At 56.5% G+C, this 23,995-nt stretch carries 23 protein-coding genes and 1 pseudogene; 12 read left to right on the forward strand and 12 right to left on the reverse strand.

Annotation, left to right across the window (positions count from 1 at the left end):
* Positions 1-347: 347 nt before the first annotated feature.
* Positions 348-1,418 carry a helix-turn-helix domain-containing protein gene (locus ACR0JC_RS18625; RefSeq protein ID WP_217361091.1) on the reverse strand — a complete coding sequence of 357 codons (1,071 nt, stop codon included), beginning with the start codon at positions 1,416-1,418 and terminating at the stop codon, positions 348-350.
* Between the two features lie 164 nt (positions 1,419-1,582).
* Here ACR0JC_RS18625 and ACR0JC_RS18630 point away from each other — a divergent pair, with 164 nt between their 5' ends.
* From ACR0JC_RS18630 to ACR0JC_RS18660, 7 genes are all read left to right on the forward strand, one after another.
* Complete coding sequence (locus ACR0JC_RS18630; protein WP_170343540.1) at positions 1,583-3,100, forward strand: metal-dependent hydrolase family protein; 1,518 nt, start codon at positions 1,583-1,585, stop codon at positions 3,098-3,100.
* 51 nt (positions 3,101-3,151) lie between these two features.
* On the forward strand, positions 3,152-4,537 hold the full coding sequence (locus tag ACR0JC_RS18635; protein ID WP_170342821.1) for a metal-dependent hydrolase family protein: 1,386 nt from the start codon (positions 3,152-3,154) through the stop codon (positions 4,535-4,537).
* A gap of 119 nt (positions 4,538-4,656) precedes the next feature.
* Positions 4,657-6,291 carry an amidohydrolase family protein gene (locus ACR0JC_RS18640; RefSeq protein ID WP_170343541.1) on the forward strand — a complete coding sequence of 545 codons (1,635 nt, stop codon included), beginning with the start codon at positions 4,657-4,659 and terminating at the stop codon, positions 6,289-6,291.
* Between the two features lie 68 nt (positions 6,292-6,359).
* On the forward strand, positions 6,360-6,761 hold the full coding sequence (locus ACR0JC_RS18645) for a hypothetical protein (RefSeq protein ID WP_170343542.1): 402 nt from the start codon (positions 6,360-6,362) through the stop codon (positions 6,759-6,761).
* Between the two features lie 78 nt (positions 6,762-6,839).
* Positions 6,840-7,205: a DoxX family protein gene (locus ACR0JC_RS18650; RefSeq protein ID WP_170342826.1), complete on the forward strand. Its 366-nt coding sequence runs from the start codon at positions 6,840-6,842 to the stop codon at positions 7,203-7,205.
* Positions 7,202-8,500 carry a carbohydrate porin gene (locus ACR0JC_RS18655; RefSeq protein ID WP_170343543.1) on the forward strand — a complete coding sequence of 433 codons (1,299 nt, stop codon included), beginning with the start codon at positions 7,202-7,204 and terminating at the stop codon, positions 8,498-8,500. The genes ACR0JC_RS18650 and ACR0JC_RS18655 overlap by 4 nt, the downstream gene beginning before the upstream one ends.
* A gap of 285 nt (positions 8,501-8,785) precedes the next feature.
* Complete coding sequence (locus tag ACR0JC_RS18660) at positions 8,786-9,061, forward strand: glycine zipper domain-containing protein (protein ID WP_170343544.1); 276 nt, start codon at positions 8,786-8,788, stop codon at positions 9,059-9,061.
* A 189-nt stretch (positions 9,062-9,250) separates the two neighbouring features.
* On the opposite strand, the gene ACR0JC_RS18665 is transcribed toward ACR0JC_RS18660, so the two are convergent.
* Positions 9,251-10,288, reverse strand: coding sequence for an AraC family transcriptional regulator (locus ACR0JC_RS18665; RefSeq protein WP_170343545.1), 1,038 nt, complete (start codon positions 10,286-10,288; stop codon positions 9,251-9,253).
* 524 nt (positions 10,289-10,812) lie between these two features.
* Between ACR0JC_RS18665 and ACR0JC_RS18670 the strand changes: the two genes are divergently transcribed.
* On the forward strand, positions 10,813-12,156 hold the full coding sequence (locus ACR0JC_RS18670) for a metal-dependent hydrolase family protein (RefSeq protein ID WP_170343546.1): 1,344 nt from the start codon (positions 10,813-10,815) through the stop codon (positions 12,154-12,156).
* A 68-nt stretch (positions 12,157-12,224) separates the two neighbouring features.
* Here ACR0JC_RS18670 and ACR0JC_RS18675 read toward each other — a convergent pair.
* Positions 12,225-12,365, reverse strand: a pseudogene (locus tag ACR0JC_RS18675) (IS3 family transposase); the annotation flags it as partial.
* 239 nt (positions 12,366-12,604) lie between these two features.
* Between ACR0JC_RS18675 and ACR0JC_RS18680 the strand changes: the two are divergent.
* Both ACR0JC_RS18680 and ACR0JC_RS18685 read left to right on the forward strand, forming a co-directional pair.
* Positions 12,605-12,811 (forward strand): cold-shock protein, encoded by a 207-nt coding sequence (locus ACR0JC_RS18680; RefSeq protein WP_170328727.1) that lies wholly within the window; start codon positions 12,605-12,607, stop codon positions 12,809-12,811.
* 72 nt (positions 12,812-12,883) lie between these two features.
* Positions 12,884-13,897 carry a fatty acid desaturase gene (locus ACR0JC_RS18685; RefSeq protein WP_170343547.1) on the forward strand — a complete coding sequence of 338 codons (1,014 nt, stop codon included), beginning with the start codon at positions 12,884-12,886 and terminating at the stop codon, positions 13,895-13,897.
* Here ACR0JC_RS18685 and ACR0JC_RS18690 read toward each other — a convergent pair.
* The 3 genes from ACR0JC_RS18690 to ACR0JC_RS18700 form a co-directional block, all read right to left on the reverse strand.
* Positions 13,889-14,137, reverse strand: a complete 249-nt coding sequence (locus ACR0JC_RS18690) for a ParB N-terminal domain-containing protein (RefSeq protein ID WP_039524390.1) — start codon at positions 14,135-14,137, stop codon at positions 13,889-13,891. The genes ACR0JC_RS18685 and ACR0JC_RS18690 overlap by 9 nt on opposite strands.
* Positions 14,138-14,211: 74 nt before the next feature.
* The gene (locus ACR0JC_RS18695) at positions 14,212-14,901 is read right to left on the reverse strand and encodes a hypothetical protein (RefSeq protein ID WP_170343548.1); all 690 of its coding nucleotides are present in this window, start codon (positions 14,899-14,901) and stop codon (positions 14,212-14,214) included.
* Complete coding sequence (locus tag ACR0JC_RS18700; protein ID WP_170343549.1) at positions 14,901-15,038, reverse strand: hypothetical protein; 138 nt, start codon at positions 15,036-15,038, stop codon at positions 14,901-14,903. The genes ACR0JC_RS18695 and ACR0JC_RS18700 overlap by 1 nt, the downstream gene beginning before the upstream one ends.
* A gap of 1,448 nt (positions 15,039-16,486) precedes the next feature.
* On the opposite strand from ACR0JC_RS18700, the gene ACR0JC_RS18705 reads away from it, so the two are divergent.
* Positions 16,487-16,861: a helix-turn-helix domain-containing protein gene (locus tag ACR0JC_RS18705; RefSeq protein ID WP_254429037.1), complete on the forward strand. Its 375-nt coding sequence runs from the start codon at positions 16,487-16,489 to the stop codon at positions 16,859-16,861.
* A gap of 289 nt (positions 16,862-17,150) precedes the next feature.
* Here the strand turns inward: ACR0JC_RS18705 and ACR0JC_RS18710 are convergent, their stop codons facing one another.
* Entirely contained in the window at positions 17,151-17,747 is a 597-nt protein-coding gene (locus tag ACR0JC_RS18710) for a hypothetical protein (RefSeq protein WP_174822143.1), read from the reverse strand.
* 137 nt (positions 17,748-17,884) lie between these two features.
* Between ACR0JC_RS18710 and ACR0JC_RS18715 the strand changes: the two genes are divergently transcribed.
* Positions 17,885-18,592, forward strand: a complete 708-nt coding sequence (locus ACR0JC_RS18715) for an IS6 family transposase (protein WP_480764013.1) — start codon at positions 17,885-17,887, stop codon at positions 18,590-18,592.
* A gap of 444 nt (positions 18,593-19,036) precedes the next feature.
* Here ACR0JC_RS18715 and ACR0JC_RS18720 read toward each other — a convergent pair whose 3' ends face one another.
* The 5 genes from ACR0JC_RS18720 to ACR0JC_RS18740 are packed head-to-tail and all read right to left on the reverse strand — an operon-like array spanning position 19,037 to position 23,843.
* Positions 19,037-19,795 (reverse strand): SDR family NAD(P)-dependent oxidoreductase, encoded by a 759-nt coding sequence (locus tag ACR0JC_RS18720; RefSeq protein ID WP_170343551.1) that lies wholly within the window; start codon positions 19,793-19,795, stop codon positions 19,037-19,039.
* 18 nt (positions 19,796-19,813) lie between these two features.
* Positions 19,814-20,635 (reverse strand): ABC transporter permease, encoded by an 822-nt coding sequence (locus ACR0JC_RS18725; protein WP_093962200.1) that lies wholly within the window; start codon positions 20,633-20,635, stop codon positions 19,814-19,816.
* A 7-nt stretch (positions 20,636-20,642) separates the two neighbouring features.
* Positions 20,643-21,494, reverse strand: a complete 852-nt coding sequence (locus ACR0JC_RS18730; protein ID WP_093962199.1) for an ABC transporter permease — start codon at positions 21,492-21,494, stop codon at positions 20,643-20,645.
* A gap of 38 nt (positions 21,495-21,532) precedes the next feature.
* The gene (locus ACR0JC_RS18735; protein WP_093962198.1) at positions 21,533-22,696 is read right to left on the reverse strand and encodes an ABC transporter substrate-binding protein; all 1,164 of its coding nucleotides are present in this window, start codon (positions 22,694-22,696) and stop codon (positions 21,533-21,535) included.
* Between the two features lie 34 nt (positions 22,697-22,730).
* Positions 22,731-23,843 carry an ABC transporter ATP-binding protein gene (locus ACR0JC_RS18740; protein ID WP_170343552.1) on the reverse strand — a complete coding sequence of 371 codons (1,113 nt, stop codon included), beginning with the start codon at positions 23,841-23,843 and terminating at the stop codon, positions 22,731-22,733.
* Positions 23,844-23,995: the final 152 nt, after the last annotated feature.

The raw sequence follows: 23,995 nt of genomic DNA on the forward strand, positions 1-23,995 counted from the left end.
CAAGCTGACCCGCGCCGCCGCTCTTAGCGAGTGGCGTCAGCTTTGTTCCGGATAGGTTCGCGGTTTCCGCGGCAAACTGAGACTGGTTCGATTTCGTCTGACAGCACCGCCGTTAGGGCTAATTGCAGCGAAGGTCTGCATCGAGCCCAGAATACCCATTGGCACGTTCCGCAGAAACTGCCGCGATGGGCGGCAAGCGGGAGTTCGCTGCGGATAGCATGGAGGTCTCCTTTCCCATCGATTGCTCCTCGCGAAGGGCTCGCCGGTTCATGCATCTCTTCGGCATTACCATTGGCGACCGAGGTTCCAAGAGATTGCGGTAGTCGAGAAGTCGCAGCGGGGTCAGGCTAATCTGCAGGCGCTCCGGCAATTTGGGCCTCTTGTGCCTCCTTATTGCGCCAATCTTTCGGGGATATGCCGAAGTTCCGCGTGAAGGCTCGGGTGAGTGCCGATGTTTCGGACAAGCCGACCAATTGGGCGATCTCCTTGATCGAATGATCAGATGTGGTGAGCAGTTCGGAGGCCTTTTCCATCCGCAGCCGGTTGATCACCTTGGACGCCGTTGTTCCGTAGGAGGACAAGCGCTTGTTCAGCACCTTGGTGGTGATGCTGCACATCCGGGCGGCCTCGCTCACCGTCAGCGCCGGATCGGACAGCCTTGATCGCACGAGAATTTCGAAGCCTTCGAGGTAGTCCAGGGGCACATCGACCTGAACCGGTTCTTCGATATCATTTTCGTGGTTCACGAGGAGTTCGGGGTTGATTGGAAGCGACAGCCAGGCCGCCGGAAAGCGGATGGAGAATCCCCTGTTGTTGCACTTGATGCCCCGCACGCCATGAAACTGCTCCGGCAGCAGGGTCGGATCGCAGAGGCGCAGAACAACCTGGGTTGGATCCCATCGGAAATCGAGAACACGGTGCAGCAGGGAGATCCAGATCCCGACGAGAAAGGCGTCCGAATGGCCCGGCGACACCTCGGGTTCGAAATTGCGACTGGTGGTGAAGTAGGCGTGTTCCTCCTCGATCAGGAGCCGGAAGGACACCGCGTTGCTTTCCTTCGAGACGATCTGGGTGAACCGGGTGAAGAAATCGCCAAGGGTCACCGACTGGCCGAGGAGCGCCCCACGCGGCAGGAACTTCAACAGGTCTGTCTGTTGTCCCGCCAAGGCGCAGATATCCGGCCGGGTGATGTCGGCGATGGAGGCCAGCGCCGCATAGACCGTGTCATGCGGGATGAACTCGGCCGGGTTCAGGACCTGTTCCTCGCTCAATCCATGCAGCCCGAGCGCAAAGGCCGGATCCGCATCGAGCCGCCGCATCATCGCTACGACGGGGCCGAGGACCGTAGCACGTACGAGGGACAAACCGTCCTTTTGTTCTCCTTGCGGCATCCACATCACCCTTTCGCTCTCCGACACGCTACGGGCGCGGGCGCCTGACGGCCAAGCAGAAATTGGCTGAAATTGACCGGATCGGGTCAGAAAAATGCACCACGGGATCAGCGGGTCAAAAGAATCTCGGGGCACATGTGCATAGTGGGAGGATCGGTCCGCAGGAAGACCGACCCCTGGGAGGACACCGAATGACAACACTCAACCTGAAGGCGTTGCTGCCGGCCATGTCAATGGCAATTGCGCTCACGACGCCTGCCATTGCGCAGGATATCCCCAACATTCCCTCGGAGGTCACGCTGTTCAAGAACGTGATGGTCTTCGACGGGGTGAATGACGGCTTGAAAGATGTCGACGTGCTCGTCGTCAAGAACAAGATTCACAAGATTGCAGAGGACATTCCCGAATCCGGCACGTGGGAAGTCGAAGTTCGAACGGGCGGAAGCAAGCGCCTGCCCGATCCTGTTGGCGGTATCGACGGCTATTCTTTCACCATCCAGACCGAACGCGGTATCGAGACCAAAGAGGTCGAGGTCAATGTGATCGACGGCGGCGGACGCACCTTGATGCCGGGACTGATCGACAGCCATGTGCATGTGAATATGTACAAGGATGGCACGATCCCGGGCCTTCAGGACACGACATGGGAGGAGATCGGCGCACGTTCTGCGGCCTTTGCGCAGGAAATGCTGGCGATGGGCTTCACAACCGTGCGCGACATGTGCGGTGCACATGGTGGACTTCGTGCGGTAATCGACGAGGGTTCGCTTCCGGGCCCGCGGATATACTCGTCCGGCGCCTGCCTCAGCCAGACCGGTGGTCATGGCGACTGGGGGATCGCCGGGCAACGCAAGAACGAAAGCAATCTTGAACGGCTGGAGATCACGCGGCTTGTCGACGGCCCTGCCGAGGTGCTCCACGGCGCGCGGCGGAACTTTGCGCTTGGGGCCAACTACCTCAAGATCATGGTCAGTGGTGGTGTGACCTCCATCAAGGACCCGATCTACCAGTCCGCCTTTACAGACGAAGAAATCGCCGCTGCCGTCGAGGTGGCCGGGGACATGGATTCCTATGTCGCCATGCATGTCTTCATGGATAGCGACCTGTCGCGCGCGCTCGATCTCGGGGTCAAAGTGGTGGATCACGGCCTGACCATAACGGAACCGACGATGCAGAAGCTGGTAGAGAAGGAAGCGTTCTTCTCGCCCAACCTGACCGCGTTGGCGCCCGAGGCGCTTGAGCATCCGATGCACCAGGACCCGACCTTCCCGCCGACGGCGAAGTTCCTCTGGTTGCGGAAAAACAGCGAGCAGTTGTTTGATCTGGTGCGGAAGTACAAGCCGAAGATGGTGTTCGATTCCGACTACGTGCTGCTGACCGGTGTGCCGTACCGGCAGTCGATGGACTTCACCAAGGCTTTCATGGCGCGTGAGTTCGGCAACCTCTGGGCCTTGCAGATGATGACCTCGAATGGCGGCGAACTGGCCGCACTGACGGGACGCGGAAACCCCTATCCCGAAGGCAAGCTCGGCGTGATCGAGGAAGGTGCCTATGCCGATATCCTCATCGTTGACGGAAACCCGCTCGAAGACATCACTGCCATCGGCGCTGTCGATACATGGTTCGATGCCGAGCCACGCGGGCAGGACGTGCCGAGCATTCGCGTCATCATGAAGGACGGCAAGTTCTACAAGAACACGTTGAACTGAACTTTCGGCGGGGCGCTGGCCCCGCCGTCAACATTGCGGAAGGGCAAACTTATGAAGCATCTTTTCAAGTCCACATTACTGGCGGGCGTGGTGTCGCTCGCTGCCGGCATGTCCTCTGCGCAGGACGAAGCGCTGCCGCAGACCCTGTTCACCAATGTCCATGTTTTTGACGGCGTGAACGAGGCGCGGATCGAAAACGCCAGCGTTCTGGTCGAAGGCAACCTGATCAAGGAAATTTCGACGGACGGGATCGAAGCGCCCAACGCAACCATGATTGACGGCGGCGGGCGCACGCTCATGCCGGGGATGCATGACCAGCACGTGCATTTGCTGGTGTTCAACCCGCTCAGTGACGGGTTGCGCCAGAACATCACGCCCTTCCATCTTGGTGGCGTTGCAACGATCCGGTCCGAGCGCATCCTGATGAACGGGTTCACGACGGTTCGTGACCTCGGCGGACCGGCAAAGTCCATCGCGCGGATCATCGATACCGGTATGTTCCCCGGCCCGAGGATCTATTCCTCGGAGGCCTTCATCACGCAGACATCGGGCCATGCCGATTTCCGCAAGCTGAACGACCGGCATCCAACCCTGTCGGGGCAAGGCCCATCGCATTGGGTCGACACGGACATGAGCTTCATCGCGGATGGCCCGGAGCAGATCCGCATGGCGGTGCGCGAGAACCTGCGGCGCGGGGCAACCCAGATCAAGGTCATGGTCAGCGGTGGGGTCACGTCCGAGTTCGACCCGCTGCATTCGCTTCAGTACCAGGCGGACGAGATCCAGATGGCGGTCAAGACCGCCGAGCAATGGGGCACCTACGTCACCTGCCACGTGTTCACCGAGCAGGCGATCCGCAACTGTATCGACAACGGTGCAAAGACCGTTGAGCACATCCCGTTCCTGACCAAGGAGGCCGCCGAGATCATGGTCGAAAAGCAGATCATGTTCGCGACGGCGGTAGCCCCGGTCTACTCGGTGACGACCGAACAGGCGGAAGCCTTCTACACGCCAGCCTCGTTCGCCAAATGGAAGAGTGTCCGTGACGCCGCCGCCAACATGATCGAGGTGATCCAGACGACACCGGGCATGATCGACCTCTACACTCTGGGCACCGATCTCATCAACAACTGGGACCAGACGCTTGAGCAGGACAAGAAGATGAACGACGAGTTCAAATACCTGCACGAGGCCAAGTTCAAACCCTTCGACATTCTGCGCATGGCCACATCGAACGGCGCCCGCATGAACCGGCTTACGGGCTTGAACAATCCGTATCAAGACGGCCCGCTCGGCGTGGTCGAGGAAGGCGCTTACGCGGATCTCCTGCTGGTCGATGGCAACCCGCTCGAAGACATCCTTCTTCTGGCCGATCCTGATCCCAACCTGAAGGTCATCATGAAGGACGGCGTGATCTACAAGAACACGCTGGACTGAGGAGAGCGCGGGGCGGTCTCCCTCGTCCGCCCCGCGTTTTTTTGCCCGACGCAATCATCCCGGAAGGACTGACCGTGAAACACCTCACTCTTGCCACTCTCATGGCCCTCTGCAGTTCGATGGCGGTTGCTCAGGAGTGCGACGTCGCGCTTCTCAACGGCCGCGTCATGGACCCGGAAACCAATCTTGATGCCGTGCGCAATGTCTGCGTGACCGGCGACAGGATCACCGCGATCACCGAAGATGCCTTGACGGGCAAGCGCGAGATCGACGTTTCCGGGCATGTAGTCGCGCCGGGATTCATCAACACCCATTCGCATTCCTTTGGCGGCTTCGATCAGAAGATGATGGCCCATGATGGCACGACGACGATCCTCGATACCGAGAGCGGCGTGGCGGATGCCGACCTGTTCTACGACAAGTACGAGGGCAATTCCTTTCTCAACTTCGGTTCCGGGATGGGGCACGAGGAGATCCGGCGTGTCGTGATGGATGGGGTTTCAGTCGAGCTGGCATCCGATCCGACCTACATCCTCAAGTCACGCGGTGCAGCCGAGGAAGAAGACGGACATGCCAGCTGGGCGCTGGATATTCCGACTGCGGATCAGCTCGTCGAAGTCATGACCATGTATGAAAAGGGTCTTCGCGCCGGGGCGATCACCGTCAACACGACGGTGGGATACATGGGATACAACACCTATCCGAAGGAGATTTTCGCGCTTCAGAAAATGGCGAAGAAGTATGACCGCTTCTTTGGCGCCCATACCCGTTTCGGTCCGACCGAGAGCCTGCCGCTCTACTATTCCCTGGGCGCAAACGAGGTGATCGCAAACGCCGTTGCGCTCGACGGGGCCCTGATCCTTTCCCACATCCAGAACCAGGGGTGGGAAGAAATCTACGAGCTTGCGCGCCGCCTGCAAATGCGCGGAATGACCATCTTCGCGGAATACTACCCGGCCATCACCGGCAATCCGAACATCGCGACACCGCAACTGCTGCCGGACAAGATCGAGGCGAACAATATCGTTCCGACCCGCGATATCTTCGATACCAGCACCGGCGAACTCTACGAGTCCGACGAGGAGTTCTTCCGGCAGCAGAAGGAGGATCCGAGCAAGCCGATTTTCATCACAGTCCGCCCCGAAGCAGACCTGGAGCGCTGGATCCACATGAAGGATATTGCGATCGCCAACGACATCGTCGGCTTCACCGTCGATGGCGAACCGCTGCCGATCGAGGCCGATTTCACGGAGTACGGGGGGCACCCGCGCAATGCCGGCACCTATGGCATCGTGTTCCGCGAGGCCCGTGAACAGGGCATCGCGCTGATGGAGATGGTGAACAACGCCTCCTACATTCCCGCGAAGTACTTTTCCAAGGTGGGCCTGAAGGCGATGCAGGAACGCGGCCGGATGCAGGAAGGCATGATCGCGGATATCACGATCTTCGACCCCGACACGATCACCGAAACATCATCGATGAAGAAGGGCATGAACGGCTCCTTCACCAAGGGAATCCCCTACGTTCTGGTGAGCGGGCAGGTCATTATCGACGACGGTGTCGCTAATATCGACCTGCGGCCCGGGCAGCCGATCCGTTACCCGGTCATCGAAGGGGGCGAGATCGATCTGGACCTCGGGGACAAGGAATTCACCTGGCACGCCGACATCGAAACGCCAGAGGATGAGCATTCCGAGTTCCCGCTCCGCCCTGCCGAGCTGGAACACTCCATTCCCGGAGCTCCGGGGCATTGAACCCACAAGAACGGTCAGGGCAGCCATGCTGTACTGACCACAACATCGAAGCAATTCCGGGTGGCAAGATGAACAGGATCCTTCTTTCGACAGCCCTTTGCGTCTCTGCGACAGTTGCAGCGGCGCAGGACACAAAAGACATGCGCACCTTCCTGTTTATCGGCGCATCCAACAGAGCCGCCTGGGAGATGCAGATCGCCAATCCCGGGGACCGCGCGGCCTCGGTGAAGGGTGGGATCGAGGCGCTCGGCGGCGAGCTTTTGAGCTACTATTGGGGGCTTGGGAACGGGAAGAACTACATCACCGTCGCCCTGCCGGACGACCCCACCTTCATCCAGGCCTTCTATGTCAGCCGTCTCGGTGACGGGTTGCTGGAGGATTACCAGATGATCGAGTTGATGAGCAGCGCCGACATGGCCGAAGCCCTCGCCCGTGTGCCGGAGATCAAGGCGCAGGACGATCTCAAGTAACCGGACTGCACACTCGGGACGATCCAGAAGGGAACATCAAATGAACTTCAGCCCTGTGTGTGTCGGCGGAGTCGTATTATGCAAATAGTTGCCATTGGCCTGCTGTCCGCCTTCTTTCTCTTCGCCAGTTCGATCAAGATCCTTGGCTGGCAGAAGCTCATCTTCGAAACGCAACTGGCGATGTTCGTCAAATACGGGCTGAACCGTCAGATCATGGCGCTTGTCGGTGGTGTCGAGCTTTTCGGGGCGGTGGCGATCTGGTTTCAAGGCAGCTTGCTCGGGCCGCTCGGGGCCGCTGCCCTTCTGGGCACGTCGCTTGGCGCAATCGGTTGTCATCTGATCTGGGACACTTGGAAAGACGGTGTGCCTGCCATGATCACGGCTACGCTTTCGGCCTTCGTCCTCTGGACGGGCCGGGATGTCGTACTGGCGATACTTGCATGAGCGGGCCGAAGAAGAATCAAGAGCAACAAGAGAGACCTCATATGGGACAGGCAAGGCTTCTCGGTACGGTCATCGTCGCTGGCTTCTGGTTATCAACCGGAGCCTTGGCGCAGGAAAGCCGGCCAACGTCCGCCCTGGAGGCCGCCGCAGCGGTCTCGCTCGGTGGCCCGGCATCCACGCAGGCCCAACTGGAACAAGACCGAGTGCGGCGGTTGCAGGACTCTCGCTGGCCGGGGCTGGATGCGGCATTGGACCCCTTGGAGGCATCGCGGCAACGCTTTGCCGAACGCACCGGCCTGAACCTCTCCTTCGACTACCAGGCCTATTACCAGTCCGCGACCGAGAGCCTGACCGATATCGACGAGGCCGCCTTGGGCCAGGCGCGCATTCTGGGCCAGTGGACGCTGCTCAATCGCGGCGGCGAAAATCCCGGGCAATTGGTCTTCACATTGGAGAACCGCCATCTGCTCGGCACGAACATCGCGCCAAGCGGGCTTGCCGGGGAAATCGGCTATGCGGGCGTCACCGCAACGACATTCAGTGACACCGACACGACCCTCTCCGTCGCCTACTGGTCCCAGACGCTCGCTGGCGGGAAGGCCGGTTTCGTGGCCGGCCGGATCGATCCGGGAGACTACTCGGACATCCTCGGCTACGTGAACCCACGCACGACTTTCTCCAATTTCTCGATCCTGTTCAGCCCGGTCCTGCCGATCCCCGATCCCGGCTTCGGCATTGCGGGGGGCGGTTTCCTGACCGACCAGATCTATGCCCTCGGTGTCCTGTCGGATGCAAACGGCTCGCTGACCGATGTCGAGTGGTTTCCCGGTGGCCCCGAGTTCTACAAATACGCCGAGATCGGATGGACGCCCGAACGCTCGAAGCGCTTTCTAACCAACGTTCACCTCGGGGTATTTCACGTCGATGAACGCACTGAGGCAGGCGTGCCGGAGAGCTACGGGGCGATCCTGTCTGCCAACCACACGATCAACGAGGAATTCATGATCTACGGACGCCTCGGCTGGTCGGAGGGTGAGGCGCCGATCGCCCGACGCGCAGCCAACGCTGGACTTCTATGGCGGCCGGGCCTCTATGACGACCTCTTTGGGTTTGGCGCGACCGTTGCGGACCCGGTAGATGAAACGCTCGACACCCAGACCACAATGGAGGCCTTCTATCGGTTGGACCTGTCGGACAATGTCGCCCTGACGGCGGACGTCCAGCACATGATCAACCCGGGCTTCAACGATCAGGACACGACCGTTTTCGGCTTGAGGCTGCGGATCAATCTTTGACCTGAGTAGCGGCGGATAGAATGCCGTCTGGTTGGGAGTGTCGTGCCTGCGCCGGAACGGCCCATGCAGCCATCGCGGCCAAGGAGGCGACCCCTTGGATGATTGGCATTGCGTCAGGCGAAAGTCTTGACGGCAGAACAACCGTCGAATTTGGCTTGTTGCTCTGCAATGTCAGCCATTCCAATGAAGCTGTCGGATGCTCTCAAGCGGGGGCATGGCGGTTCGCTTAGATCTTTCCACAGAAGGCGGCCACGGAGGTCGCCACCGTCAGAAAGGTTGGAACCGATGACAAACACCCTCAAGAACACCGTATTCGCCGCCCTTGCCGCCTCACTCGCCCTCGCTGCCCCGATGGCCGCCAATGCCGGTGACATCGGTGAGAAAGCCCTCAAGGGCGCTGTGGCCGGCGCCGTGCTGACCGAAATCACCGGCGGCGACGCCAAGGACGGCCTGGCCCTCGGCGCAGCCGCCGGTGCGCTCGGTGGCAAGATCGCCGAAGACCGGGATCGTCAAGATCGCAAGGACGATCGCAAGAAGGGTGGCAACAAGCACAAGCGCTGATCCCGCAACGAGACAACCGGAACGGTTTACCCCTTCCAACCGACGCTGGAGAGATCCGGCATCTGCTTCAAACCCGTTAGGCCTCATGCCTGCCGGGTTTGTTGCGTCAGGGTGGTTCAGGAAGACGGAGAAACGTGAAAGTGCGGGCCTATGATCCGAGCAGTCCGGCCTCTACTCAGATCGTTCGCCCTATGCCAGGGGCGCTTCTGTTGCTGGCTGCTCCCTGAAGTCGCTGGGGGGCTGTCCGTACCATCTTCGGAATGCCGTGCTGAAGGTACTGGCGTCGCTATATCCGAGAAGATAGGCGATCTCGGTGAGCGGAAGCGTGCTGTTGAGCAGATAGTCCCGGGCCAGAGCCTTTCGCAGATTGGCGACGACCGCTGCGAAGCTCGTGCCCTCGTCGGTCAGTCGGCGGGCCAGCGTTCGGGCGCTCATCCCAAGTTCCGCCGCAATTGCGTCCTGCTGGGCCGTGCCGGCTGCAAGACGCGCCGTGATCTGCCTCTCAACAACCCGGGCCACACTGTTGGGTGTCTGCGGCATCCGAGCCAGCGTGTTCTCGCAAATGACCGAAAGCGTCCGCTGCAAGTTGTCGTCGGCCGTCAACAGCGGCACATCCATATCAGCCGCCTTGAAGGCAATGCTGTTCTCCGCGGCACCAAACAGGACATTGCAGCCAAAGAACCTGTCGAGGGCCTCGGTGCCGGTCAGCCGCTGATGCGCGAACCGAACATGCGTCGGACGGATTTGCCGACTGGAGTAGTCCCGCAGGGCGAAGACCGTGCCAACGGCTCCAAACTCGGCATATTGCCCGGTCGGAATGCTTGCTGGCACATCGTAGTGCCAGGTCAGCCGGGTGGTTTCCGGGCCTTCTTCCATGGCCGTCTTGCTCGCGTCACCGATCACGCGCTGAAAACGGGTGATGTTTCGAAGGTAACCGCCAACGGTAGGTGCCGAAACGCCGACATAGGCGAGCAACCCGGCCTTCCTGACCAGGTCCGGCGACTGTGCCAGGCGGTATCCGACAAGGTCGTCCCTGGTCAAAGCGCTCGCCTTTTCAAACAACCAGGCAGTCTTGTCGAAGGACCAGCGAGCATCCGGGTCTTCGAGTTGAGATCTGGTTATCCCGAACTCCTTTCGGATATCCCGCTCGGAAAGGCCTGTTTTCTTCAACTCACCGACAATGATCTGTCCCCAGATTGCGCTGTGTTTTGGAATCTCGGATTTCATTTCTGGTCCGTAGTCTCGGTGTCTGACGTGTTGCGCCACGTTAAGGCCCGTCTGACCTTCTTGCCAGTTGCCAAAGCCAACGTTCGAACAACGCAACGCCCGTTTCGTTCAATACCCGCAGTGCCTTTCACACACTCGCCACCAAGGTAGGCGCGACGTCGGTCGCGAGTAACTCGAGATCCGTGCGGTGTGACACACCGAGTAGCGGCGCACATCGTCCGGGTTGGGCAGCTTGCTTGTTCGCTGTGGCTATCGAAGCCGCCATTCTCGGCGCGCTACTTAAAAGTCCGCTCTGGGCCGGAGGCGTCAGGAGGCTCCACCAAGGTGGTCACGCGGCCCGCCTCAGCGCCGCATGGCTGCTTTGAACCCAAAGCCGGTGTTCTTGCTACGTGGGATTACCTTCAGTTTTACGCCCTAAAAAATCTATACCTTACGTCACCCTCTTCATCAGGTTTACCAGATGGTTTTACAGGCGATCCTGAGATAACCTTCAATAACTTCTTCGGCATCTTGAGGGTTAAGTTATGATCTCCAAACGCGTATTTTTGTCCAGCCTTGCATCGACCGCTGCGCTGGCGCTGGTGCCGGCGCGAGCCCGAGCTCAAGCTCCAGATGCAACGCTCTTCACGAACGTGCGTGTTTTTGACGGGATGTCTGATGAATTGACCGAACTCACGAACGTTCTTGTCGAAGGGGAAATGATCAAGGATGTCTCGCCCGTAGCTGATGCCGCGCCAGAGGTGCCGCGCTTCGATGGAGCTGGACGGACCTTGATGCCGGGGCTCCTCGACATGCATGTGCACCTCCAGTGGAACCAAGATCCTGCTGGCTTCCTGACAGCACGTCCAGATTACATTGCTGCATTGGCATTGAGCGAAAGTGAAGCCACCCTGATGCGTGGCTTTACCAGTGTCCGTGATACTGGTGGCGGCATTCTCGGTTTGGCGCGCGCCATAGACGAGGGCCTTCACCCCGGTCCGCGCATTCAGGCGTCAAACGCTGCGATTTCAATGACCGCCGGTCATGGCGACCTTCGGCCGCGATCCGTGCGTCCGAGAGCCTTCGGCGGGCCGCCGTTCACAGAAGCGGAGCGACTTGGGATCACACTTTTCGCAGACGGGGTACCTGAAGTTCTGGCGGCTGCACGCGAGCAGTTCCGGCAGGGTGCGCACTTCATCAAAGTCTTTTCAGGCGGCGCCGTGACTGGCCTCTACGACCCATTGGATATCAACGAGTATTCGCCGGCAGAACTCGAAGCGGCAGTAGAGGAGGCCAAACGTTGGAACACATACGCGACCTCGCACGCATACATGGACACATCGGTTCGGGCTGCCATTGAGGCAGGTTACCAATGTATTGAACACTGCAACCTCATGACGCCTGAGTCGATGGAGTTGGCCGTGGAAAAAGGGGTCTGGCTTTCAACCCAGGTTGGCTTTTTTGCAGCAGACATTCCAGCAGGGTTCACGCCAGCCCAGGCAGAGCGACAAAAGATGGCGTTTGATGGTCTCGACGCCATGCTTCGATTAGCGCGAGAATCTGGCGCTAAGATTGCACTCGGAACAGACTTCGTCGGATCGAGGCAAACGAAAGCAACGCAGTTGGAGGAATTGCAGCTCAGGACGCCATGGTTCAGCAACGCCGAGATTTTGCGGCAGGCAACAGGTCTGAATGGTCAGCTTTGGGACTTGACCGGCCCGCGTAATCCCTACCAGGCTGGTCCAGTCGGTGTCATCCAACCCGGAGCCTACGCAGATATTCTGCTCGTGGACGGAGACCCGATTGCCGACCTTACGGTCATGGCCTCTGCGGACAATTTCGATGTGATTATGAAGAACGGCAAAGCGCACAAGAACAATCTGGCCTGAGAGATTTGCCGAGGGTCAAGATAGACACTTGAACCGCCCCGGGTTTTCCGGAGGCTGATTACTCCGTTTCAGGCGACTTTATCGAACTCGTTACGCTGTTCATAGAACTTCTCCTCGGCTTCTGCTGGCGGGATGTTTCCGATGGTCTGCAGCAGGCGGCGGTTGTTGAACCAGTCGACCCATTTCAGGGTTTCCCATTCGACGGCATCGGCGGTCAGAGGTGGTTCGGTTCGTTTGAACAGTTTCGAGCCCGGCAGTCTCAAAGCCTCTGTTGTTAGCCAATGCATCAGGGCTTGTATCGTGCGTACTCGAAGTCCATATACACACGGCTTACGTTTTTCTTTTTCGACCTGCTGTCTCCCCAATTCGGCGTTCAGTCTTTCGATTCAGACCGACCACGCCGAGTCGCCGCAATGATGCGGGCGGCAAGTATTAGGAGACTTCCACCATGGCAAATGGCACAGTAAAATGGTTCAACTCGACCAAAGGTTTTGGCTTTATCGAGCCTGAAGACGGCAAACGCGACGTGTTCGTACATATCTCAGCAGTCGAACGTTCCGGCCTTAGCGAATTAAAAGACGGTCAAAAGGTTACTTTTGACGTCGAAGCTGGCCGTGACGGGCGCGAAAGCGCCGCCAATCTGGCACTGGCCTGACCTTTTACGGGCACCCTTTCTGGGTGCCCGTTTGCACAATGGGCAACTATAAGCCGTTGGAGAACAAGTAAGTTGCAACCAAAAGACTGGACGCGGGCGCTCGCGCAATACCGTGTGCCCGATGCGAAGCGCAGTATTTATGAAATTGCGATCACCGTTGTCCCCTTATTCGCGCTATGGGCTCTAGCGTGGTTTACGTTATCATTTAGCGTCTGGTTCGCAATATTGCTGGCCGTCCTGAATGCCGCATTTCTGGTCCGTATCTTCATCATTATGCATGATTGTGGTCATGGATCTTTCTTCAGAAACCGCAACGCATGCAATTGGACCGGCCGGGTTCTAGGTGTTCTTACCGTGACACCCTATGACGTTTGGCGGCAAAGCCATGCGATTCACCATGCCTCAACCGGTAACCTTGATCGGCGTGGTATGGGTGATATCCCTACATTGACCATTGAGGAATACCTGAAACGGAATTGGTTCGGGCGTGCCGCGTATCGTCTGACCCGGAACCCAGTCGTCCTGTTCGGTGTTGCGCCGATCTATACGTTTTTTATTCAATACCGCTTACCTGTTGGTTTCATGCGGTCGGGCTGGCTGTACTGGGCAAGTGCGATGGGAACTAACGCCGCAATTGCAGGGTTATTGGCTCTGATTTTATGGGCCGGAGGCTTTGAGGTGTTGGCGTGTGTTTTCCTGCCAACCGTGATTGTCGCATCATCCATTGGTATTTGGCTTTTCTACATTCAACACCAGTTCGAACACACGACTTGGGATCGGGAAGAGGGCTGGAACCTTCAGAACGCCGCGTTCTATGGTAGTTCTCACTATGCCTTGCCTGGCATCTTGCGGTGGTTCTCTGGCAACATTGGTGTACACCATGTTCACCACCTCGCCAGCCGCATACCGTTCTATCGGCTAAACGAAGTTTTGCGTGACCATTCTGAGTTGGAAAATTGCCAACGTATTACTCTATATGAGAGCCTTCACTGTGCACGATTGCATCTTTGGGACGAAAAAAGCCAGCGCCTGCTGACATTTTCCGAGGCTTTGTCGAACGCCAATTCCAATAGGCATTTAGTGTAGCCTGGCGCGTACCAGATAGGCTTCGACGGTGTCACCGCCCAAGGCACGAATGGCCTCTAACCGGTGAAGGCCTTCAATCAGCACGAATCTCTTGTTGTCCGAGCGTATCTGGATCGGGGTCTTCTGGCCGTTTTTCAAAATATCTTCGGCCAGCGTCAGAACTTTTTGTTGATCAAGCGTTTTTGCCCGTTTCACAGGTACATAAATCAGGTCAAGCGGATATGGTCGTTTCTCCAACATAAGCTACGTGACCAACCTTTCGTACATTTGTTCCGATTTAGAGCTCACTTCAAAAGCGGGGGCTGGAACGTGCGTCATAGAACCGAACGAACAGCGTCGCGCAGTTCCTGATGCATAATCCAAGTTGCGGGCTCGTCGTCACTTTCGATGTGAGAAAATGCCAGAACCTGTGCGGCTCCATCATTCTGTGCCGATCCGGCTTCGGGAAGATCCAGCTCCAGATATTCCGCAATCAATAGCCCGATTTTCTTGAAGACCTTGATAGAGGCTTCGCGCGATTTGTAACCGGCCGCCTGAGACAAGTTACCAATGGTCAGACCGTCCTTGCCCGCGATTGTAAGTGCTTTCAGCAACCTGACCTGCGCAGGGGTGAGCCTGATCTGGCGCAATGCCTCGGCATATTCTCTTTCACTGGGAACGAGGGTTCCGGAGTTTCCCTCCAAACGGCGTTGACCGCTACGCTTCCTGTCTCGTTCTTCGAGAATTTCTTTCAAGGCTTCTATAGCCAATGCTGGTGTTTCTCCAACTGCATCGGCAATCATTGTCTGCGTTTTTGCCGGCGGTTTGGGAAACGCCCGTGCAACACTATCGCCGCTCAGAACGCCGGCCTTGATCAAGTACTTTCCAAACTCTTCCTCAATCACTCCTGATACGTCAGCGTTCCGCGACTTACGAACACTGCGGTCCTGAAATGCTCGTTGTTCCAGACCTCGAGCTGACATCTTTGAACCGGAAAGGGTAATTTGAGGGGTATTTTTGCGCATCAGAGAAACACCACTACAACTATCGCTGCGACAAACACCGCCGATGCAATAGATATCTTTATCCTATTGGACCGGCGACGCGCCTTTTCAGCCTTGATGCTTTTGCCCAGGTTTTCATCAATCGAGTCATTGTTCACGGCTTTGTCCTTCCTGATTTCTCATGCGGCATAGGTTTCCACCAACGCATTGTTATGGCACATTTTCCGTGCACGTATCGTTCTGTCTTGTGAATGGACGATTACATTCCCAACCGTCACCTCTTCGGTTCAAATGAGCGTTGGAAGGAACTTGAATCTTATCGCACCTGTTCCGGTTTGCGCGAAAACCACGTTCGCATTTCCATCCGGAAAAAGTCTCAGGGGCGAGATATGCATCCTGTGGAATTGCCACTGGTTCACAGCTGCTCTCCGCCGCCCTGTAACCTCTGAGGCACACCCATCCATCCGAGCTTCTTTTGTCGCTCAGACGACCGTTTTTTGGGACATCTATTGCAACACAATCCTGGTTTTCTTTACGAAATCCCCAGTTGCAGTGTATTTCCTGCACGCCAAACCGAGTTTCGACGTACCCATTTTGGGGCGAAATCACTTCTTCACACTCTTCTCCGGCACGCTGGAACAGCCGATTGCACGTCCACTGATCTCCGGTTGATGCCAGGTAGGCATTTTCCGGAACTCTTATTTTCTCACAGAGTTCTCCGACATTCTGAAAACCGTGATTGCATTCCCACCCGCGGCCATAGGAGCTACCCGTTAAATATGCGTTTTGGGGTACGTCTGGACTTTGGCAGGATCCGTTTCTGTTTTCGAAACCTTCGTCACAAACCGTTGCACTGGCATTGCCTGCGACTTGGGCAGCAAGCTGCGTTCCTGAGAGCGACACCAAAAGTGTCGAGATCAAACAAAGTATGCAGCGCGTAAACCCAATGAGTGACTGATCCAAACGGAGCCAGAGACCTGATCTATCGGGCATCAAACACGCAATTCATGTGCCAAGTGCTGTTCATGCGGCGCCTTCTTTCCTTGGTCACGCGATGACAGGTGCATGTCCGGTGACAGTTGCAAATGCTTGCGAGGAACGAGCTCATAGCGAAGACCCCAGCGAAACCCGTTCCTATGCTGGGGCACATGCTACAGTTAGTCTGAAGGCCATTGGTTTATCGTAACCGGCAGCATCGCGGCGACGAGATACTTTCACCAATACACTTTTGTGGTTCGTGGCAGCGATAGAGTCAAGGAACTTTCCTTCGTCGCCGTGGCAGCACCGCTAGGGCTGGTAGTATTTGAAACTGCAGGTGACCAAGTTGCCAAACAAGCCTCCGAAAGAAATTAACTGGCACCGGTCTGACGTTGTAAAGATTTGGAGCTGGACCAACAGCGAATACCAACTTTGTCTCGCGTTGCCCTTATCGGGCCTGTGAGCCTCCCCATCTGAATTGGTCTGACCTGCTCCCCTTGGAGTCCGCTTTTATTGGTTAGCTCTGTTCAGGGTTTGGTCCTCTTCTGACCATTGGTGATACTCCCGCGGGGTGAGCCCGTCGAGGCTCGTGTGCGGGCGGTTGCGCGAACTGTGCTACGCGGTGCTCATGGGCGAGGCCGGCACCGCCGCAAGACGTGCCTTTGGCGTCGGCAACGAAATCGCGCGCACCATCGCCTATCTTGCAAACCACCTGAACAAGCAGGTCACCATCGACGATTTGGCCGATCGGGTGGGCATGAGCCGCGCGGTCTTCCATCGGCGTTTCAAGGAAGCCACGACAATGTCGCCGATCCAGTTCGTGAAATCGATGCGGCTGAACAAAGCCGCGATGAAAATCGCCGAGGGAAAGACCGTTTCGGAGGCCGCCTGGGATGTGGGTTACCAAAGCTTCTCCCAGTTCAGCCGCGAGTTCAAACGGATGTATGGCCAGTCACCCCGACAATGGAGCCACGACCGACACGTGGCGACAGGGATAGCCTGAAGCCAAGATTGCGGACCTTGGATTAGGCGATACGAACGGTAGCTTCGTCGGGTTTGCCGACTTCCCTAACAGGCACTCGCAGCGAATGTCCGCAATGCGGGCTGCGACTGCAGAAACCCTGAAGCGCGACCAACGGCAGGTTTGGGCCGATAGCTGCCCTTGGGTCAAACACAGCGAAGGATCACTCCGTCCGCACAGCGGTCGTTCAGCGTGCCTGCCAGAGTCGCGCGGCAGCGACTGCCTGCTTCGCGCCCAATGCCCTTACGCTGCGAGACGAACGGAGGTCGGCTTACCCATCACAACCGTTGTGACGCCGCCACATTGTTGGGTCATGTCCTTCCGGGACTGTGGCGCATGGATCATCTGAGTACCCGCGCAAGACGCTGTATTTTCGAACTTGCTCGTCACTCAGAAGAGCGGGTGTCGCGAGATGTCTGGACAAATGAACCAAACGCAACGCTGCCCGGGCTTCAGCAGCTCTCGCCAAAAGCCCCGCGAGTTCCTCTTGTGTAAGGTCGGCCTCTTCAAAAGCTGCGCTAACTGCTGCTTCAGCTGCTATGAAGTTTTCTCCTGCCGCTATGGCCTCGGCTCGCATCTCTTCAAATATCAGGGTAATTGCAGCAACCTGATCGCTGGAAAGCGCAAGTTCTTCTTGAAGTTCTAGCAGATGGGCCGGGCCAGGAAGGCCATTCAACTCCGCCGGAAGAGCCAGTCCCCATCCACCGCCGCGACGAAGTTCTGCGATGTCTTGATCGGATAGACTTTTGATCTCACGTGCCTCGAACCCGGCATACGGGGAACCACCATGGTTGTGGCCTTGATCCTGTGCAAATGCTGACAGAGGCATGGCAAATGAAACAACTGCCATCGATAAAATGAACTTCATAAGCGTTTTTCCCCAAAAAGAGAGCGGCATTTGGCCATTCAAATGACAGTATGGATCTTCCTGCGCCGCACACAAGCAATGGTCTTGTCAGAAGAACTTTGGTTGAGCGAGTTAGGGTTGTTGCGTAGCTTTTGCCCATGACCAATCCGGCCTCTTTCAAGTACTTCAAAACCAGCCCAGAGATCATCCGCCCTGCAGTGATGCTGTACATCCGTTTCCCGCTCTCGCTTCGGAACGTCGAAGATCTGTTGCACGAGCGAGGCATCGACGTGAGTCACGAAACCGTCCGATATTGGTGGAACAGGTTTGGTCCAATGTTTGCAGCTGAGATCCGACGGAAGCGTGTTCAGCAACTGCGCGCCTTCTCCAAATGGAAGTGGCACGTTGACGAGGTTTTTGTGAAGGTGAATGGCAAGCGGCATTATCTTTGGCGGGCTGTTGATCACGAAGGTGAGGTGCTGGAAGCCGTTGTCACCAAACGCCGAAACAAAGCTGCAGCACTGAAATTCCTCAAGAAATTGATAAAGCGGCACGGTTGCGCCGAAGAGATCGTCACAGATCGCTTCGCTTCCTACAAGGCTGCGCTCAGAGAAATGGGCGCGCTCGAAAAACAACAGACGGGCAGGTGGCTCAACAACCGCGTCGAGAATTCGCACCTGCCGTTTCGACGACGCGAACGCGCGATGCAACGTTTCAGGCGCATGCGAAGTTTACAGAAATTCGCCTCCGTCCACTCTTCCGTCTACAACCACTTCAACCAGCAAAGATCGCTAAGCAGCAGAGATACCTTCAAGCTGACACGCACCGCCGCTCTCGCCGAGTGGCGTCAGCTTTGTTCCGGATAGGTTCGCGGTTCCCGCGGCACACTGAGACTGGTTCGAATTTGTCTGACAGCACCTAAGTCCGCGTCTCTCTTGTCGAGCCTGAGTGCGGCGACAGAGCGGTACGTGATCAAGGTTTCCTCGTGGCTATGAATGACTGGCCTGACGTCATCAGCAGCAACGCATCGACATTCGTGCCGCTCCTGTGAACTGATGCTGCGCAAGCACTCGCGGCGCGAGCAAATGGTTGATCTGCTACGCTTCTCGGGAATTGCAAAGTCTAATTGCGAATGTCCGTTTTGGGCTGTCTGCGGTCCTTTGGAAAAAAATGCGGATGGCAGCGTTGTCCGCAATGCAGTCATTGAGCGTAGGTGAGCGAACGTCTGCCTCGAGCCCAAAGCGGACTGAAATGTGCTCGCCAAAATGAATTGCGGCGATAGACATTCTCTTGAGCGGTCTAACCCATCACTAAATGCATTCACCGCCATCGATAACCAGGGCTTGCCCCGTCATAAAAGCGGATTCATCTGAAGCTAAATAGACAATCCCATGGCCAATCTCTTCAACTGTCGCCCATCGACTCATGGGGATCGCCTGCTCGATGTAGCTTTCCAGTTTGGCACGGCCTCCCATCTGCTTTTCGAAGCCTGCATTGAAAGGGGTGTCTACAAATCCTGGACATAGGGCATTGAAACGGATTGCATGGACAGCGTAGTCGGCTGCCATCTGCCGAACCATCGCAACAGCAGCGTGCTTTGTAGTCGCATAGGCGATCATACCCCGGTCATATTGAACCCCAGAATTGGAGGCCGTGACGATCACGCTGCCTCCACCTTGTGATTTCATATGGGCGACGGCTGCACGCGCGGCAATGAAGTGAGCGCGGACATTCAATGCCCAAGAAGCATCCATTCCATCTGGTTCCACTTCTTCCAGCGTTCCTTCGATCTGCAACCCAGCGTGAGAGTGCAACACGTCAAGCCGACCGAAGTTTTTAACTGCTTCGTCTATGGTTCTGGTAAGGGCATCGTCATCGGTCACATCAAGCTGTATGGCAGATGCTTGATTTCCCTGCGCTACGATCGCGGCCACAGTGGCTTCAGCAAGTGTTGCATCGCGATCGGTTACCACAACATGCGCACCCTCTTGTGCCATTGCCATTGAACCCGCCCGACCAATTCCTGATCCCGCGCCCGTCACGAGCGCGACCTTACCTGCAAGCCGCATGTCACTTGGCTCCTTTATTTAATTATTCGATTTTGAGGCGCCTCGGCGCAAAAGCAGCTGCGCTGCTACGAGCAACAAGAGCGACGCGCCCATAACCATAGTGCCGATGGCATTGATCTCGGGTGTTACCCCGCGCCGGATGGATGAGAATATGTAGATTGGCAGGGTTGTTTCTGAGCCAGCTACGAAGAACGCGATGATGAAATCATCAAATGAGAAAGTGAAGCTGAGCAGGAAGCCTGCCAAAATTGCCGGTGCTATCAACGGCAGGGTCACCTGTCGAAAGGTGCCCCAGGGCGTCGCAAAGAGGTCAGCCGAAGCTTCCATGAGCGCGCGGTCCATACCCGATAGCCTTGCACGTACGATGATTATGACCAGCGCCATTGTGAACATGGTGTGGGCGGCGACAAGCGTGGGCATCCCCATGGAAAGTTGCGGGGGATTTGCTCCATCGGGCCATAGGCTTGCAAGAAGCGGGTTTAGCCAGCCGAATACGGTGACCAGGGCAATGAGTGTCGCGATGCCGATGACGATACCGGGTATCATTATCGCAATATAAATCATCGCATCAAATAAAGTTCGGAGCCATCCCTTAACCCCTTGTAAAGCGATGGCCGCCATGGTTCCGAGAGTGGATGCGAGGCAAGCAGTTATTAATGCCGCAAGCAGACTGGTCTCGAGCGCGTCCATTACAAATGGGTTGTTCAGCGCTCTACCATACCATTGGGTCGAGAACCCCATGAACTGGCTTGCGTGTCGTCCGGCATTAAAGCTGAAAAGCGCGATGATGCCGATTGGAATATAGAGAAAAAGGTAGACGCAAATCGCGTATAAGCGCATCGGACCCTCACATCAGCGAGACATCTTCGCGCTGGCCACCCAGGCGCGAGATGAATTTCATGTAAATTGAGACAGTGACAAGCATTACGACAACCAGAGTCATTGCGACCGCCGATCCGTACGCCCAGTTCCGAGACTGCAGGAACAGGTCCACCAGCGCATTTCCGACGAAAAAGACCTTTCCGCCGCCCAAGATCGCTGGGATCAGAAACTCGCCCATCAGCAAGATGAAGACCAGCATGCAGCCAGTTGCGATACCAGGTACCGACAAAGGAAGTGTCACCTGACGGAACGTACGCCATGGGGTAGAGCCGAGATCAGCCGATGCTTCCAGAAGGCGTTTATCCAGTTTGTCTAAGCTTACAAAAATCGGGAAAACCATCAGAGGTAGATACCCATAGACAATCCCGACAAGCACAGCGAACGGCGTATTTATCAGGCGGATATCATCGATGCCGATCGACTCCAGTAAAGCGGGCAAGCCACGCCCCCCAAGGATGAAAATCCAAGCGTATGACCGGATCAGGATCGATGTCCAGAACGGCACGATCACTAGGATCAACAGCGAAGTTCTCCACTTTGGTGAACAACGCACTGCAAGAAAGTAGGCGAGCGGGTAGGCAATTACCAACGCAGCGATAGTCCCCAGAGGTGCAAGGATCAAAGTGTTCTTAAACGCCGTCCATCGCGCAGGAAGGTTGGCATATTGTTCCAACGTGAACGCTGGAACGTAGCCTCCGGCGGCACCCCGTTCGCCAAAGGAAAAGACGAAGACGACCAGCAGAGGAAGGGCTAGCATTACCAAAAGCCATATTCCTGCTGGAGCCAGCAACAGTGCTTTTCTGCCTCGTTCGGTCATTTTGTCCTCGTCTTTTCCGATATTGGCGGCCTTGCCGCTTAGGCCGACTTGAAGCGGGCGAGCAACTCGGCACGGTTTGGATCGGTTAGTGTAGCCGCCGCGCCGAACTCGAGTGCATTCAGAAGGTCAGCTGCCGGATAAAGGATCGGATCTTCCAGTAGTTCCTTCGGCAGCAACGCATTGGTGCGAGCATCAGCCGATGGATAGCCGTGGGCGAGGACTTCTTTCGCATTAACTTCCGGGTTCAGCAGGAAGTCGATCAAGGCATAAGCGGCATCCATATGGGGTGCGCCCTTAGGAATAGCGTAGTAGTCGGACCAGAGTTCACCGCCCTCAGTTCCCAGAACGTAGGCGATTTCAGGCATGTCGACATTCATCTGCTTGCCGTCACCTGTCCAGCACATCGTCATCCAGGCGTCACCGTTACGCATCGGTGGCTGATAATCCGACGAGATTGCAAACAGATGCGGTTTGGCATCCAGTAACAATTTCTCGGCATCCGCCAGTTCCTTCTCATCGACCGAGTTGAAGGAGTAGCCGAAGTATTTCAGGGCATTACCGATGGTGGTGAGTTGGTAATCATGCACCATTGTCCGGCCTGAGTAACCTTCCATAGTAAGGTCCCAGAACTCTTTCCATGTGGTTGGAGTCGGAGCGCCGTCAAGCTTGCTGGTGTTCACTGCAAAGCCAGTCGTGCCCCAGTTTTTTGGGACCGCGTAAAGCTGGCCATCGACAGAACCGGCATCGGAAAAGCGCTGTTCGAATGAACCTGCGTCGTAGTTTGGCAGTTTGGACGTATCGAGCGGGATGATCAGATCTTCACCCACATACGTAGTGATCGTGTAGTTGGTTGGAACGAAAACGTCCCAGCCAGACCCTCCAGCCTGTAGTTTTGCCAACATCTCTTCATTCGAGCCAAAAACATTGACCTGAACATGGGCGCCAGTGGCTTCCGTGAAGGCTTCGAAGTTCATCTCGTCATGGTAGTTCGGCCATGTGGCGAGGATCACTCGGTCGCCAATGTCCCCGGCAGCAAATGCCGGGCGTGGACGCAACCCAGGAATGGCCGTGCCCAGAACGGCCGTTGCCATCCCAAGACCTGTCACGCCTAAGAAATGTCGCCGTGTAACCGAACCCTTTTGGTACCGGCGAAGCTCTTCCATGAACTTTTGCTTGGAAATAGTCCCATTATCCTTGGTCATTGTGAACCTCTCTGTTGTTGGATTGCGGGATTTGTTATTTTTCCAGGATCAGCAGTGCGCCTTCGCCCCATGAAACAAAGGCCTGCTCTCCTGCATTGAACGTCCCCTCGTTCAATTCCGCTTGCCTTGGCACAAGTACATGGAAATCACCCAGTGCTTCGTTGCGCGCAAGGTATTCTGTGTGCTCCCCAAGGAAGATCCGATTTTGAATGGTAACTGGCAGAGCGATTTCAGCTGTGGGTAGCGCGCGGGTCAGCGTGATCTGTTCAGGACGGATACTAACGCACACTTCCTGCCCTGCATCTATTGGAATCTCCGGAGTTCCGTGCACCTTTTGGCCACTCGCTAAACGCACAGTGATTTGGTCGGCTGCTGAGTCAGTCACAGTTGCATCAAAGAAATTTGAGGTGCCTACAAATCCAGCCACGTAGCGGCTGCGGGGCATGTCATAGAGTTCGCGTGGGCTGCCAACCTGCACAATACTGCCGCCTTCCATCACACAAATTCGGTCGGACATTGAAAGCGCTTCTTCTTGGTCGTGCGTGACGAGGACAAAAGTTATCCCTAGTTGTCGTTGCAGGTTCTGCAGTTCAAACTGCATTTCTTTTCGAAGCTTTCGATCCAGAGCAGCCATTGGTTCATCAAGCAGCAAAAGCTTGGGCTCGTTTACGATCGCACGCGCCAAAGCGACGCGTTGCTGCTGACCACCAGACATCTCCCAGATGCGACGTGGGCCAAACCCACCAAGACGGACAGTTTCCAGCGCTTGCTCAACCTTTGTCGCGATTGTTTGTTTGTCTCCGCGTGGTCGTTGTTGGCGCAGGCCGTACGCGATGTTGTCGAACACGCTTAGGTGAGGAAAAAGAGCATAGTGCTGAAACACCATGTTGACTGGGCGATGGTGCGCATCCAAGTCGTTGACGACTTCTCCATCGAGCAACACCTGACCTTCGGTTGGCTTCTCGAAACCTGCCAACATTCTAAGCGCAGTGGTTTTGCCGCAACCAGATGGGCCTAAGAACGACAGGAACTCTCCTTTCCCAATGGAAAGATTCAGGTCTTTGGCGGCGACCACATTCCCGAAGGTCTTGGTCACTCCTCGGAGTTCCGCAATCGTCTGCATGGTGACGCTCATGTCAAAGCTCATATACTGCCGTTTTCCTTTTGCTTGATTTTTTGGCATTTGTTGGCATACCACTCAAACAAGGAAAAAGTAACAATAACTCGGAATAACTGTATATACCACAATTGGGGTATAGAGGTGCTTTTCGAAAATCTGGAGCGGCGTGTGTACGATTG

It is taken from the genome of Ruegeria sp. CH5 (genome assembly GCF_056537025.1).